This window comes from Streptomyces sp. SM18 (genome assembly GCF_002910775.2).
In the GTDB taxonomy this organism is placed as follows: Bacteria; Actinomycetota; Actinomycetes; order Streptomycetales; family Streptomycetaceae; genus Streptomyces; species Streptomyces halstedii.
Genome location: NZ_CP029342.1, coordinates 2,347,896 through 2,360,566, shown reverse-complemented (window position 1 = coordinate 2,360,566; position 12,671 = coordinate 2,347,896). Strand labels below are relative to the sequence as shown.

General features: G+C 70.1%; 15 protein-coding genes, 1 pseudogene and 2 CRISPR repeat arrays. Of the genes and pseudogenes, 10 read left to right on the top strand and 6 right to left on the bottom strand.

The genetic code is table 11. The features are described from left to right. The first annotated feature begins 49 nt into the window (after window positions 1–49). From iolB to B9S64_RS10460, 3 genes are all read left to right on the top strand, one after another. Window positions 50–1,060: a 5-deoxy-glucuronate isomerase gene (iolB, locus tag B9S64_RS10470; RefSeq protein ID WP_103491608.1), complete on the top strand. Its 1,011-nt coding sequence runs from the start codon at window positions 50–52 to the stop codon at window positions 1,058–1,060. A 35-nt stretch (window positions 1,061–1,095) separates the two neighbouring features. Beyond that, a complete protein-coding gene (gene iolD, locus B9S64_RS10465; RefSeq protein ID WP_181012316.1) occupies window positions 1,096–2,961 on the top strand; it encodes a 3D-(3,5/4)-trihydroxycyclohexane-1,2-dione acylhydrolase (decyclizing) in 1,866 nt (621 codons plus the stop codon). Window positions 2,962–3,065: 104 nt separating this feature from the next. Then, window positions 3,066–4,565, top strand: coding sequence for a CoA-acylating methylmalonate-semialdehyde dehydrogenase (locus B9S64_RS10460; protein WP_103491610.1), 1,500 nt, complete (start codon window positions 3,066–3,068; stop codon window positions 4,563–4,565). A gap of 117 nt (window positions 4,566–4,682) precedes the next feature. On the opposite strand, the gene B9S64_RS10455 is transcribed toward B9S64_RS10460, so the two are convergent. Then, window positions 4,683–4,853: a hypothetical protein gene (locus tag B9S64_RS10455; RefSeq protein ID WP_258037886.1), complete on the bottom strand. Its 171-nt coding sequence runs from the start codon at window positions 4,851–4,853 to the stop codon at window positions 4,683–4,685. 8 nt (window positions 4,854–4,861) lie between these two features. Next, complete coding sequence (locus tag B9S64_RS10450; RefSeq protein WP_176712132.1) at window positions 4,862–5,092, bottom strand: hypothetical protein; 231 nt, start codon at window positions 5,090–5,092, stop codon at window positions 4,862–4,864. A 140-nt stretch (window positions 5,093–5,232) separates the two neighbouring features. Here B9S64_RS10450 and B9S64_RS10445 point away from each other — a divergent pair, with 140 nt between their 5' ends. The 3 genes from B9S64_RS10445 (at window position 5,233) to B9S64_RS10425 (ending at window position 6,998) form a co-directional block, all read left to right on the top strand. Further along, a complete protein-coding gene (locus B9S64_RS10445) occupies window positions 5,233–6,156 on the top strand; it encodes a helix-turn-helix transcriptional regulator (protein ID WP_181012313.1) in 924 nt (307 codons plus the stop codon). Further along, window positions 6,062–6,277 carry a DUF397 domain-containing protein gene (locus tag B9S64_RS10440; RefSeq protein WP_103491613.1) on the top strand — a complete coding sequence of 72 codons (216 nt, stop codon included), beginning with the start codon at window positions 6,062–6,064 and terminating at the stop codon, window positions 6,275–6,277. Before B9S64_RS10445 ends, B9S64_RS10440 begins: the two co-directional genes overlap by 95 nt. A 505-nt stretch (window positions 6,278–6,782) precedes the next feature. Next, window positions 6,783–6,998 carry a DUF397 domain-containing protein gene (locus B9S64_RS10425; protein WP_103491615.1) on the top strand — a complete coding sequence of 72 codons (216 nt, stop codon included), beginning with the start codon at window positions 6,783–6,785 and terminating at the stop codon, window positions 6,996–6,998. A gap of 98 nt (window positions 6,999–7,096) precedes the next feature. Next, a CRISPR array of direct repeats spans window positions 7,097–7,370; the repeat unit is 30 nt; unit sequence TCTGCTCCCCGCGCACGCGGGGATGGTCCC. A 109-nt stretch (window positions 7,371–7,479) separates the two neighbouring features. On the opposite strand, the gene B9S64_RS10420 is transcribed toward B9S64_RS10425, so the two are convergent. The 3 genes from B9S64_RS10420 to B9S64_RS10410 are packed head-to-tail and all read right to left on the bottom strand — an operon-like array spanning window position 7,480 to window position 9,425. Beyond that, the gene (locus B9S64_RS10420; protein WP_103491616.1) at window positions 7,480–8,100 is read right to left on the bottom strand and encodes a DUF6000 family protein; all 621 of its coding nucleotides are present in this window, start codon (window positions 8,098–8,100) and stop codon (window positions 7,480–7,482) included. A 57-nt stretch (window positions 8,101–8,157) separates the two neighbouring features. Beyond that, window positions 8,158–9,033 carry a tyrosine-type recombinase/integrase gene (locus tag B9S64_RS10415; protein ID WP_103491617.1) on the bottom strand — a complete coding sequence of 292 codons (876 nt, stop codon included), beginning with the start codon at window positions 9,031–9,033 and terminating at the stop codon, window positions 8,158–8,160. Further along, the gene (locus B9S64_RS10410) at window positions 9,009–9,425 is read right to left on the bottom strand and encodes a hypothetical protein (RefSeq protein WP_146060123.1); all 417 of its coding nucleotides are present in this window, start codon (window positions 9,423–9,425) and stop codon (window positions 9,009–9,011) included. The genes B9S64_RS10415 and B9S64_RS10410 overlap by 25 nt, the downstream gene beginning before the upstream one ends. A gap of 270 nt (window positions 9,426–9,695) precedes the next feature. Between B9S64_RS10410 and B9S64_RS10400 the strand changes: the two genes are divergently transcribed. The 4 genes from B9S64_RS10400 to B9S64_RS10375 all read left to right on the top strand — a co-directional run bounded on the left by B9S64_RS10400 (window position 9,696) and on the right by B9S64_RS10375 (window position 11,771). Beyond that, complete coding sequence (locus B9S64_RS10400; RefSeq protein WP_103505102.1) at window positions 9,696–9,911, top strand: DUF397 domain-containing protein; 216 nt, start codon at window positions 9,696–9,698, stop codon at window positions 9,909–9,911. A gap of 100 nt (window positions 9,912–10,011) precedes the next feature. After that, window positions 10,012–10,278: a CRISPR direct-repeat array (repeat unit 23 nt; unit sequence GCTCCCCGCGCACGCGGGGATGG). A gap of 138 nt (window positions 10,279–10,416) precedes the next feature. Further along, entirely contained in the window at window positions 10,417–10,611 is a 195-nt protein-coding gene (locus tag B9S64_RS10390) for a DUF397 domain-containing protein (RefSeq protein ID WP_375153030.1), read from the top strand. A 384-nt stretch (window positions 10,612–10,995) separates the two neighbouring features. After that, window positions 10,996–11,127, top strand: coding sequence for a DUF397 domain-containing protein (locus B9S64_RS10380; RefSeq protein ID WP_258038077.1), 132 nt, complete (start codon window positions 10,996–10,998; stop codon window positions 11,125–11,127). Between the two features lie 44 nt (window positions 11,128–11,171). Next, window positions 11,172–11,771 (top strand): DUF4291 domain-containing protein, encoded by a 600-nt coding sequence (locus tag B9S64_RS10375; RefSeq protein WP_103493792.1) that lies wholly within the window; start codon window positions 11,172–11,174, stop codon window positions 11,769–11,771. Here the strand turns inward: B9S64_RS10375 and B9S64_RS34970 are convergent. Beyond that, a pseudogene (locus B9S64_RS34970) lies at window positions 11,768–12,564 on the bottom strand (HEAT repeat domain-containing protein). The gene B9S64_RS10375 and the pseudogene B9S64_RS34970 sit on opposite strands and share 4 nt — an antisense overlap. Window positions 12,565–12,671 lie beyond the last annotated feature (107 nt).

Genomic DNA, 12,671 nt, shown 5'->3' with positions numbered 1-12,671 from the left:
AGTCGGCGGAACGGGAGACACGAGAGGGGAGACGGGTAGGGATGGCACCATGACGACGCGCGACCAGCACGAGCACCGCAGCCCGGACCTCGGCCCGGACCTCGGCCCCGGCCGCACCCCGGACCGGAGCGGGCACCGGGACCCTCACCGCAGCCCCGCCCGCCGCCATCACCACCTGCCGGCCGGCCGGGCCGCGAGCGGCTCGTACGCTCTCGACATCACCCCGGAGACCGCCGGATGGGACCGGTCGAGCCTGCGCGTCCTGGAGCTGGCGCCGGGCGGTGTTCACACCCTCGTCACCGGTGACAGCGAATGGATCGTCCTGCCGTTGTCCGGTGCCTGTACGGTGCAGACGGCAGATGCGGACTTCGAACTGCTGGGCAGGGACGACGTGTTCGGCTCAGTCACCGATTTCGCCTATCTGCCACGTGATACCCGCGCCCAGATCGCCTCCGGCGCAGGCGGCCGCTTCGCCCTGGCAGGAGCGAAGTGCGAGCGACGACTCCCCGCTCGCTACGGCCCCGCGCCGGAGGTTCCGGTGGAGCTGCGAGGCGCCGGGAACTGCTCCCGGCAGGTCAACAACTTCGCGGCGGCCGACACCTTCGTATGCGACCGGCTCATCGCCGTCGAGGTGCTGACCCCCGGCGGCAACTGGTCCTCGTACCCCCCGCACAAGCACGACGAGCACCACCCCGGCGTCGAGTCCGAGCTGGAGGAGATCTATTACTTCGAGGTCGAAGGCGGCGGCCTCGGCTACCACCGCGTGTCGCCGTCCCGGGCGGACGGTACGGACGTGCTCGCCGAAGTCGCCACCGGCGACGCGGTCCTGATCCCGGACGGCTGGCACGGCCCGTCCATCGCCCCGCCCGGCCACACCCTCTATTACCTGAACGTGATGGCGGGCCCCGGCGAGCAGCGCGAGTGGCTGATCCGCGACCACCCGGACCACCGCTGGATCCGGGACACCTGGCCGGACCTGCCCGTGGACCCCCGGCTCCCGCTGTACGGCCCGACGCCCGGCCCGCCGCCCGCACCCCAGGATCCGGAGGCCACCCGGTGACCGCCACCGCACGTACGCGGGCGCCCGCCCGCCGGATGACGACCGCCCAGGCGCTGATCGCCTTCCTGGCCCGCCAGTACACCGAGCGCGACGGTCGCCGCCACCGGCTGATCGGCGCCACCTGGGGCATCTTCGGCCACGGCAACGTCGCCGGGGTCGGCCAGGCGCTCGTCGAGGCCGGACCGGCGATGCCGTACTACCAGGGCCGCAGCGAACAGGCCATGGTCCACGCGGCCGTCGGATACGCCCGCCAGTCCAACCGCCTCTCCGCACACGCTGTGACCACCTCCATCGGCCCCGGCGCCACCAACCTCGTGACCGGCGCCGCCCTCGCCACCGTCAACCACCTCCCGGTGCTGCTGCTGCCCGGCGACACCTTCGCGACCCGGCCCGCCGACCCCGTGCTCCAGCAGCTCGAAGTGGAGCACACCGGCGACGTCTCGGTGAACGACTGCCTGCGCCCCGTCTCCCGCTACTTCGACCGGATCACCCGCCCCGAGGCGCTGATCCCGGCCGCGCTCCAGGCGATGCGTACGCTCACCGACCCGGCGGCCACCGGCGCGGTCACGCTCGCCCTGCCGCAGGACGTGCAGGCGGAGGCGTACGACTGGCCGGCGGAGTTCTTCACCGAGCGCGTCTGGCACGTCCGCAGGCCCGCCCCCGACCCGGACGAACTGGCGCGGGCGGTCCGGGCCGTGCGCGTCGCGCGGCGCCCCCTGATCGTCGCGGGCGGCGGCGTCCACCACAGCGCCGCCGAGGAGACCCTCGCCGCGTTCGCCGCCGCCACCCGCATCCCCGTCGCCTCCACCCAGGCAGGCAAGGGCTCGCTGCGCCACGACCACCCGGCCGACGTCGGAGGCATCGGTCACACCGGCACCGCCACCGCCGACGACCTGGCCCGTGAGGCGGACCTGGTGATCGGCGTCGGAACCCGTTACACGGACTTCACCACCGCCTCCGGCACCCTCTTCGCCGCCCCGGCCGTCCGCTTCCTCAACCTCAACATCACCGGCTTCGACGCCCACAAGCTCGCCGCCCACCCCCTCGTCGGGGACGCCCGCACCTGCCTGGAAGCGCTCGGCGCCGCCCTCGACGCGCCCGCCTACCGCGTGGACCCCGCCTACGAGACCGAGTACACCGACGCCAAGGACCGCTGGGAACGGCGCGTGGACGCCGCGTTCGCCGCCCCCGACCCGGACGCCCGCCCCACCCAGGCCCAGGTACTCGGCCTGCTGGACGCCCTGGTCACCGAGGACGACATCCTGATCAACGCGGCCGGTTCGCTCCCCGGCGACCTGCACCAACTGTGGCGGGCCCGCTCCCCGCGCCAGTACCACGTCGAGTACGGCTACTCCTGCATGGGTTACGAGATCCCCGCCGCCCTGGGCGTCCAGCTCGCCGCGCCCGGCCGCCCGGTCTGGGCACTGGTCGGTGACGGCACCTATCTGATGAACCCCACCGAGATCGTCACCGCCGTACAGGAAGCGCTGCCGGTCAAGCTGGTGATCCTCCAGAACCACGGGTACGCCTCCATCGGCGGTCTCTCCGAGTCGGTCGGCGCCGAACGCTTCGGCACCGCCTACCGCTACCGCGACCAGGACGGCGCCTACACCGGCCTCCCGCTCCCCGTCGATCTCGCCGCCAACGCCGCCTCGCTCGGCATGCGGGTGCTGCGCGCCCGTACCGTACGGGACCTGCGCGAGGCCCTGACCGAGGCGCGCGGCGCGGACCGTCCCATCTGCGTCCACGTCGAGACCGGGACGGCGGACACCGCGTCAGGACCCCCTCCGGCCCAGGCGTGGTGGGATGTCCCCGTGGCCGAGACCGCGAGCCGCCCGCCCGCCGCCGAGGCCAGGAAGACGTACGACCGGCAGATCGCGGCCCGGCGCCGCCACCTGTGAAACACGGCGACGCCGCCACCTGTGAACGACGCGGCGCGCTCCGACCGCCGCCCGTGTGTCCGGCGAACCCTCTAACCCGCCACCCTCTTCGAAGGAGCCCAGCCATGAAGACCCTCAACCACTGGATCGGTGGCAAGACCGTCGAGGGCACGTCGGGCACCTACGGCCCGGTCACCGACCCCGCGACCGGCGCCGTCACCACCCAGGTCGCCCTCGCCTCACCGGACGAGGTGGCCACCGCGGTCGCCGCCGCGAAGGACGCGTACGCCACCTGGGGCACCTCCTCGCTCTCCGCCCGCACGGCCGTCCTCTTCCGGTATCGCGCGCTGCTGGACGCCCACCGCGACGAGATCGCCGCACTCATCACCGCCGAGCACGGCAAGGTGCGCTCCGACGCGCTCGGCGAGGTCGCGCGCGGCCTGGAGATCGTCGAGCTGGCCTGCGGGATCACCACCCAGCTCAAGGGCGAACTGTCCACCGAGGTCTCCAGCCGGGTGGACGTCTCCTCGATCCGGCAGCCGCTCGGCGTGGTCGCGGGGATCACCCCGTTCAACTTCCCGGCGATGGTGCCGATGTGGATGTTCCCCCTGGCCGTCGCGTGCGGCAACACGTTCGTGCTGAAGCCCAGCGAGAAGGACCCCTCGGCCGCCAGCCTGCTGGCCGAGCTGGCGGCGGAGGCGGGCCTGCCCGACGGCGTCCTGAACGTCGTCCACGGAGACAGGGTCGCCGTGGAGGCGCTCCTGGCCCACCCCGACGTCGCGGCCGTCTCCTTCGTGGGCTCCACCCCGATCGCCCGCCACATCCACGCCACCGCCTCCGCGAACGGCAAGCGCGTCCAGGCGCTCGGCGGCGCGAAGAACCACATGCTGGTCCTCCCGGACGCCGACCTGGACGCCGCCGCCGACGCCGCCGTCTCGGCCGCGTACGGCTCCGCCGGCGAACGCTGCATGGCCATCTCGGCGGTGGTCGCGGTGGGTTCGGTCGCGGACGACCTGGTGGCCCGGATCAAGGAGCGCGCCCAGCAGGTCACGATCGGCCCCGGCACGGACCCCGCCTCCGAGATGGGCCCGCTGATCACGGCCGCCCACCGCGACAAGGTCGCCTCGTACGTCAAGGGCGCCGCCGCCCAGGGCGCGGACGTGGTGCTGGACGGCACGGCGTTCACCGTCGAGGGCTTCGAGGACGGCCACTGGATCGGCCTGTCCCTCCTGGACAACGTCTCGACGGACTCCGACGCCTACCGCGACGAGATCTTCGGCCCGGTGCTGTGCGTGCTGCGGGTCGAGACGTACGAGGAGGGCGTCGCCCTCATGAACGCCTCCCCGTTCGGCAACGGCACCGCCATCTTCACCCGCGACGGCGGCGCGGCCCGGCGCTTCCAACTGGAGGTCGAGGCCGGGATGGTCGGCGTCAACGTCCCGATCCCGGTGCCCGTGGGCTACCACTCCTTCGGCGGCTGGAAGGACTCCCTCTTCGGCGACCACCACATCTACGGCAACGACGGCGTGCACTTCTACACCCGGGGCAAGGTTGTCACCACCCGCTGGCCCGACCCGGCCGACGCCCCGGCGGGCGTGGACCTGGGCTTCCCGCGCAACCACTGAGAGAGCGTCACGTCGGGTCTGGACAGCGGCCCGTCGCATGGTCTCTCCTGTTCTCGTACGGCCCGCTCCCTGCCGGGAGCCACTGCCAGGTGATACGTCACCGGCAGGGAGCGGGGGTCAGGTGGGCCTGTCAGCACTCCACTTGTTGGCCTCGCGGACCCTGGCGAGCAGCGCCGCCCGGCGCTGCTCGTCGGCCGCGGCCGGTGAGACGGGGGCGGTGTCCGGGTCCGGGGCCGTGTCCGTGTCCGCGTCCCCGTTTTCCTCTTCGGGCTGTGGTCCAGCCTCCACGGCGCGGCTCATTCGGGCCGTCGCCGGTGCAGGGCGGCCGTCAGCCGACGCGTGGTCTCCAGATTGCACCGCCCCAACTCCACCAGGGGCACCGGCACCTGGGCGGCGAGCGACGCCGGGTCCAGACGCAGCGACGGCAACGTCACCCCCACGGCGGTGAGCGCCCGCCGCAAGTCGTCCCGCGCCGTCTCGGCCTCACTGATCCGCTCTGCCGCGGTCCTGTGTTGTTCCACGCTCACGTACGTACTCCTCGATGAGTCGACCTGACTGGCCTTCAGTGGCCATGAATCGGTCATGGGTTGTTCCACCCCTGAGCATCGGTCCGTATCGCTACGATCACCAGGTGTAGTTGTTTACGAGGTGCCGAGTGAAAACGGGGATGGCAGTGCCCGCACCGAAGAAGCTCGACCCGACGCAGTCGCTCACGGCGCTCTACGGGTCGATGCTCCGCAAGTTCCGGACGAAGGCGGGCTGGACACAGCGGGAGTTGGGGGACAGGATCCCGATCGCGCACAGCCGCATCGCGCAGTTCGAGCTCGGCAACGAGACTCCGGTTCCGGACGTGGCCCAGGCACTCGACCGGTTGCTCAAGGCGGACGGGGACCTGCTGGACCTGTGGCAGCACGTGGTCCGCACACCGATCCCGGACTGGGCCCGGCGGTACGTGAATCTGGAGCCGCAGGCGAGCAAGATCCGTAAGTACATGGCCCACACGGTCCCGGGCCTACTCCAGACCGAGGCTTACGGGCGGGCGTTGCTGGGTGTGGCTCGCCCTCGGGAGGACAGCAAAGTCGAAGAGTTGCTGGCGGCGAGGCTTGCTCGGCAGGGCATTCTCGGCGAGAGCGGCGCCCCCGTTCTCTGGACCATCTTGGATGAAGCCGTACTGCGACGACGTGTCGGCAGTCGGGCGACCATGCGGGAGCAGATGGAACGGCTCCTACGTGCTACGGGAGAGTTCCAGCATGTGGTCCTGCAAGTGCTGCCTTTTGATCAGGGCGAGCACACGTTTCTGAACGGCTCGGCCACGGTGTTGTCGTTCCTCGACCGTCCGGATGTCGCCTACCTGGAGAGTTCGTACTCTGGTGAACTGGTTGAGCATGCTCCGACAGTGGCTGAATACGCCTTAGCATTCGACTACTTGCAGGCTCTCGCGCTCCCGCCGGAGGAGTCGGCCGACCTGATCCGTTCCGCAGCAAAGGAAAGCTATCGTGACCGACCTCTCCCGAGCCGCTCTCAGCGCCGCCGCCTGGCGCAGGTCCAGTCGCAGCAATCAGGCGGGCGGCGACTGCGTCGAGGTCGCTGACGGATTCTCCGGTGTGCTCCCAGTCCGCGACAGCAAGCGCCCGCAGGGGCCGGCGCTCGTGTTCGGGGTGCTGGCCTGGTCCGCTTTCGTCAACGAGGTGAAGGCGGACCGTTCCGCGTAAGGGAGCTCGCCAGGTTGGATGTTTTGCGTGCAATGCCGGAGTCGGTGAAAGTGCTTCAGAACGACCGATCGCGTTGCTAAACCCGCTGGTCGCGCAGTCTGCTCCCCGCGCACGCGGGGATGGTCCCATGGGAACACCGTCGGGGAGGTCGACCATCAGCTGCTCCCCGCGCACGCGGGGATGGTCCCGCGCCGGTCTTCAGCGTCATCTGCGCGAAGTGCTGCTCCCCGCACACGCGGGGATGGTCCCGCCTGCGTCCCATCACTCCGGACGGGGGTGCCCTGCTCCCCGCGTAGGTGGGGATGGTCCCCGGCTGATCGGGCACCGGCTGGAGCGCGATGACTATTCCCCGCGTACGCGGGGGTTGCCGTGCTCGCACCGAGGAAGTTGGAGCATTCTGGAACCGTGGCCGAGTTTGCAATGGGGCTTGACCGCTTATAAGCCCTTGCGCGCTCGCATCAGGCGTTTGCAGGCTTGATCCGCTCCGTCATCGAGGAGAAGTACTGTGACTCCCGACTCCCGTCCCGGGTGCGGCGCCGTCGCCTGGCGCCGGTCCAGCTACAGCAACACACAGGGTGGCGATTGCGTCGAGGTTGCTGACGGATTCTCCGGTGTGCTCCTGATCCGCGACAGCAAGCGCCCGCAGGGGCCGGCGCTCGTTTTCGGGGTGCCGGCCTGGTCTGCCTTCGTCAACGAGGTGAAGGTGGACCGTTCCGCGTAGGGAAGGCTCGCCGGGTTGGGTATTTTGCGTGCGATGTCGGAGTCGGTGAAAGTGCTTCAGAATGACCGATCGCGTTGCTAAACCTGCTGGTCACGCAGTCTGCTCCCCGCGCACGCGGGGATGGTCCCAGCAGAAGCAGCGTCTGGACGAGTTCGGGGTCCCGCTCCCCGCGCACGCGGGGATGGTCCCAGGCCGCTGGTCGTGTTCTTCCCGAGGGGGATCTGCTCCCCGCGCACGCGGGGATGGTCCCCCGGTTCTGCTCGGGGGCGCCGCCCTCGTCCTCTGCTCCCCGCGCACGCGGGGATGGTCCCTGGCTGCGGACATCGCTCGCCCGCGCGACGATCTGCTCCCCGCGCACGCGGGGGTGGTCCCGACCACGCCCCTCAGTGGCGCGAACGGATCTACTGCTCTTATCCGGACAGTTTTGGGTTCTGTGGCGGTGGCTTCCTTCGATCGGGTGTCACCCTGCCGAGTGGGGGCGTCATCTCCTTGCCGTGCAGTGTCTGGCGCTCTCATCAGCGACAGAACAGAGCTGGCCGATGAACTCGCGGTAGCTGTCGGGGGCGTCGCGGTCCTTGATGGGCGGTCCATCGATCCACCGCTGCCAGAGACCGTCCGGGATGAGGAACTGGGCCGCCTGGCCGGCACCGAGCCGGGCGTCGAGCAACAGGAGCGCGCCGAGGGCTGCTGTCTGGTCGTAGTAGAGGTCGGGGCGGCGCAGGTAGCGGTCCAGGTAAGCGACCAAGAGGTCGGCGTCGGCAGAGGTCCCGAAGGTAGCGAGGGCAACGCAGTAGGCCTGCCCCGCGTACGGTCCTTCGCTGGCGAGCAGGAGTTCGCCGAGGCGTTCGCGGAACTCGGTCCTGCCGTTAACGGCGATGAGCCAGGCTGCCGTCTTCCGCTCGCGCCATCCTCCGTCGAGCAGGACGTCCAGTTCACGGGGGCTGATCTCACTGGCGGCCTTGCCCAGCTTCCGCGTGAACTCGGCGCGTTCGCACCCGCTCATGCCGAGAAGGCTGCCACCGAGTTTGAGGTACCGCCGGTCGGGTGTGACGTAGCGGCGGATCAGCTTGAGCAGCTCGGATTCTTCGTCAGCGTGGTGCATGGCGGCATCCTGTCGCGGACGAGGCTGTTCGACCAGCGATCTGGCCGGTCCGGCGACTCAGCCGGTCGGCTCGTCGTGGGATTCGCCGAGGTCGTCGAGGAGGCTGGTGATGCGGTCGGCGACCCGCTGGTGGTGTTCGATCTCGCGATCCCAGCCTCGGTCCTGGGCGTTGGCGATCAGTTGCCGTTCGACGCAGAGGCGTTCGCGCAGCCGAGGCGCGTACTGAGGTGTGGTGATGAACTTTGCGCAGCTCAGGTAGAGGTCGCACTCGCAGGGACCTTCCTGGGGCAGGCGCAGGCAGCGGCCGAGTTCGAGTTCGGTCTTGTAGAAGTTGGTCTTGAGCCAGTCCAGCGCGTCCTGGTCGAGTTGTCCGGAACGCAGGGTGTCGGCGAGCAGACCAGCGATGACCGCGCCGGGCGTGAGCACGGCCTGGTAGTCGGCCAGGACCGTGGGGTCGGAGATGTGCGTGTACGTCATCGACATGCCGGGGCTCTTGTGGCCGAGGACCTTCATGATGGTCTGCGTGCGAGCCCCCCTCTCGGCAAGCTGGGTGCCCAGGGTGTGCCGGAGACGGTGGGGGTGGATCGCGGGTTTGCCCACGCCGTTGAGGATGCCCAGCTCCTGGCAGATGGCGCGGAGCGGGTTGGCGAAGAGGTAGTCGGGGCCCGCGAGGCGGCCGTTGCGCAGGAACAGGTAGCGCACCGGGCGTCCGAGATCGGGATCGTGGATCCCTCGGTCGTGTTGGGCCTGCCGCAGGGCGACAAGTGCGCGGATCACCTCGGCGGCCTCCTCGTGCAGCGGAACAGTGCGCTCCTTGAGGGCCTTGCCGGCCGCGAGCCGCAGCCGCGGGGTGCCGTCCGGGTAGGCGTCGAGGCAAGTTTGCGGATCTCGGTGCGGCGGGCGCCGCTTCACCGGGCGACCAGCAGCGCGCATCGCTGCAAGGGGCAGTCCAGCTGCCGGACCTGGTCCATGACCGGCCCGAGCTGGTCTTCGGGGATGAACCGGGGGACGCGCTCGACGACGCGGGGCATGTCGGCGTGCGTGACCAGGGGGCGGGCCGGGACGTCGTCCCATTCGGCGACGGCGGCATGGCAGAAGAACACGGCAACGGTCGAAATAATGCCGGCCCGGTAGGCACCGCTGAGCGGTTCGTCGAGATGCTTTATCTTGCGCAGCCGGTGGACCGACTCCATGAACGCGACCATGTCTTCGCGTCCCAGCTGGTCGAGCACTGGCCCACCAGCCGCGTCCACCAACCGCACCTGCGGCTGGCCGTCCGTGGCGTTGGGCACCTTCACCACTCGCGCGGCCGGAACCCTACGCACACCACACGGTGTGCACAGTCGCTGAATCAGGCGAACCGTCCAGATGACTTCGTCCCGCGTAGGTGGGATGGTCCCCGGCTGATCTGGCACCGGCTGGAGCGCGATAACTGTTCCCCGCGTACGCGGGGGTTGCCGTGCCCACACCGAGGAAGTTGGAGCATCCTGGAACCGTGGCCGAGTTCGCATTGGCGCTTGACCACCTGCAAGCTCTTGCGCTCTCGCCTCAGGCGTCTGTCGACTTGATCCGCTCCATCATCGAGGAGAAGTACTGTGACTCCCGACTTCCGTCCCGGGCTCGGCGCCGTCGCCTGGCGCAGGTCCAGCTACAGCAACGGGCAGGGCGGCGACTGCGTCGAGGTCGCTGACGGATTCTCCGGTGTGCTCCCGGTCCGAGACAGCAAGCGCCCGCAGGGGCCGGCGCTCATGTTCGGGGTGTCGGCCTGGTCTGCCTTCGTCAACGAGGTGAAGGCGGACCGTTCCGCGTAAGGTAGCTAGCCAGGTTGGGTTTTTTGCGTGCAATGCCGGAGTCGGTGAAAGTGCTTCAGAATGACCGATCGCGCTGCTAAACCCCCTGGTCACGCAGTCCGCTCCCCGCGCACGCGGGGATGGACCCTGCATGGGCCTGTACACCCGGAACACCTTTACCCGCTCCCCGCGCACGCGGGGATGGACCCGAGGCGAAGGCCGCCATCGCGGACGGTGACATCTGCTCCCCGCGCACGCGGGGATGGTCCCACCTCCGGGTCCTCGACCTCGGCGGGGCAGCACTGCTCCCTGCGCACGCGGGGATGGTCCTGGCACCTACAGCTACAGCGAGACCTTCCGCGGCTGCTCCCCGCGCACGCGGGGGTTGCCGTGCCCACACCGAGGAAGTTGGAGCATCCTGGAACCGTGGCCGAGTTCGCCTTGGCGCTTGACCACTTGCAAGGTTTTGCGCTCTCGCCCCAGGCGTCTGCCGACCTGATCCGCTCCGTCATCGAGGAGAAGTGCTGTGACTCTCGGCTTCCGTCCCGGGCTCGGCGCCGTCGCCTGGCGCAGGTCCAGCTACAGCAACACGCAGGGCGGCGACTGCGTCGAGGTCGCTGACGGATTGCCCAGCGTGCTCCCGGTCCGAGACAGCAAGCGCCCCACGGACCGGTGCTCGTGTTCGGGGTGCCGGCCTGGTCTGCTTTCGTCAACGAGGTGAGGGCGGACCGTTCCGTGTAAGGAAGGCTCGCCAGGTTGGGTATTTTGCGTGCAATGTCGGAGTCGGTGAAAGTGCTTCAGAATGGCCGATCGCGCTGCTAAACCCCCTGGTCACGCAGTCCGCTCCCCGCGCACGCGGGGATGGACCCTCGGGGGCGTCCTCATGGGCGCTGGCACCCTGCCGTTCCCCGCGCACGCGGGGATGGACCCATCACGTACCACGTCGCCGACATGACCGGCCACTGCTCCCCGCGCACGCGGGGATGGACCCTCCACACCCTGCTCCGGGTCGAGGCCGTTCAGCTGCTCCCCGCGCACGCGGGGATGGACCCGCCCCCGCCGATCTGCGCCCCGCGCGCAGGACCTGCTCCCCGCGCACGCGGGGGTGGCCGTGCCAGCACCGAGAGGGATAAGTGAGGTCCGAGACAGCAAACGCCCGCAGGGACCGGTGCTCGTGTTCAGGGCGTCGGCCTGGTCCGCCTTCGTCAACGAGTTGAAGGCGAACCTTCCCGCGTAAGAAAAGAGGTGCCGGGCGTGAGAGCGTCCAGCATTCTGGGACGCATGCACGTCCAAGTGACAACGCCCCGTTACGAGATCCGCGCCCAGCACACCGCCTCGACGGTCACCGTGTATCAGGCGTACTCGCCCGCCATCGGGCTGCCCGCCGTACGGGACGGTCGATTCCCGGCAGCCTGGAAGCGTGACCGGATGACGTGGGTCAAACCCAGCTTCCTGTGGATGATGTACCGCTGCGGGTGGGGTACGAAGGAGGGGCAGGAGGTCGTGCTTGCCGTCGAGGTTGAGCGGGCGGGACTCGCCTGGGCGCTGGAGCGCGCGGAGCTGTCCCATTACGTGCGTGACGTCCACGCGGACGAGGCAACCTGGAAGCGGAGCCTGCGGGCCGCTCCAACCCGGGTGCAGTGGGACCCGGAACGGGACATGGACGTGAACCCGCTGCCGTACAGGTCGCTCCAACTCGGGCTGTCCGGCGAGGCGGCGAGGAGGTACGCGGACGAGTGGACGGTGTCGATCCGCGATGTGACACCACTGGCCCGCGAGGTGCACGGCTTGCTCAGGGCGGGGCAGCGGGACCGGGCTGCGGACCTCCTGCCGGCGGAGACGCCGGTGGACCTGCCCGCGCCCCGACCGACCCGGGCCTAGACGATCTGTTCCAGTGGAGCAGTGGCCACTGCGTCACGGACTGCTTCCACTGCCTTTCGGACATGTGAGTGCGGGTCGTCGGCGAGGCCGTCGAGCAGTTCGGTGACCCCTGGGGTGGACCAAGGGGCCACCGCCCACACCAGGCCCTCCCGCCGTACCCCGGGGTCGGGGTGGGTGGCGAGACGGCTCAACCGGGCGAGGGGGCCGCGCCGACGCATACCGAACCAGTGCAGTGCCTCTCGCAGCGCGGCTGGGTCCCCGGGGTCACCGGCTGCGACGCGGGCGAGCAGCACTTGACGGGCGGGGGCGGACCATCCAGCGGATGCGGCAACCGCTCGCGCAGGCGCCGCGCTCCGTACCCGCCGCGCACACGGCATCCGAAACAGGTGCAGGGACGCACGCCGTGCGCGTCCGGCAGATACCGCCAGCCCGCGACCTGCGGCGCGATGCGAATCCGGTGCACCTCACGCGGCCGGATCGCCCGGGGGACGAACACCTCCCATCCGCGAGGGTCCTCCAATGCCGCGATCCGCCGCACTGCCTCTGACGCGGAGACGGTGGCCTGGGCGTCCCGCGCCCGGTCGGCATAACGTCCGACCAACACGTCCTGGGCATCTTCAAGCCGCACGTGGACTGCCACAAGTCCGCCCCGGCTGCCGAAACGGGCCAGCTCGCGCAGCCATTGGTGGGTAAGGGTGTACGACGGCAGGACCGGGAAGCAGTAGGCCCCGTCCCTCGGCGGCGCGGACGCCCTCGCGCCAGGCCGGACGTGGTCCCGGCGGACAAGGCCGATTCATCCCGTGCGATCCGCGACCACCTGCGCATGCGCGGTATCCGGGCGGTGATGACCCCGGTCCCTTCAGATCAGCGTGGCCACCCACCGGCTGCGTCGAGGAATTC

Coding starts and splice junctions, on each gene's coding strand:
- iolB (WP_103491608.1), top strand. CDS start 50: ATGACGACGCGCGACCAGCACGAGCACCGCAGCCCGGACCTCGGCCCG.
- iolD (WP_181012316.1), top strand. CDS start 1,096: ATGACGACCGCCCAGGCGCTGATCGCCTTCCTGGCCCGCCAGTACACC.
- B9S64_RS10460 (WP_103491610.1), top strand. CDS start 3,066: ATGAAGACCCTCAACCACTGGATCGGTGGCAAGACCGTCGAGGGCACG.
- B9S64_RS10445 (WP_181012313.1), top strand. CDS start 5,233: ATGGCAGTGCCCGCACCGAAGAAGCTCGACCCGACGCAGTCGCTCACG.
- B9S64_RS10420 (WP_103491616.1), bottom strand. CDS start 8,100: ATGCACCACGCTGACGAAGAATCCGAGCTGCTCAAGCTGATCCGCCGC.
- B9S64_RS10415 (WP_103491617.1), bottom strand. CDS start 9,033: ATGCGCGCTGCTGGTCGCCCGGTGAAGCGGCGCCCGCCGCACCGAGAT.
- B9S64_RS10375 (WP_103493792.1), top strand. CDS start 11,172: ATGCACGTCCAAGTGACAACGCCCCGTTACGAGATCCGCGCCCAGCAC.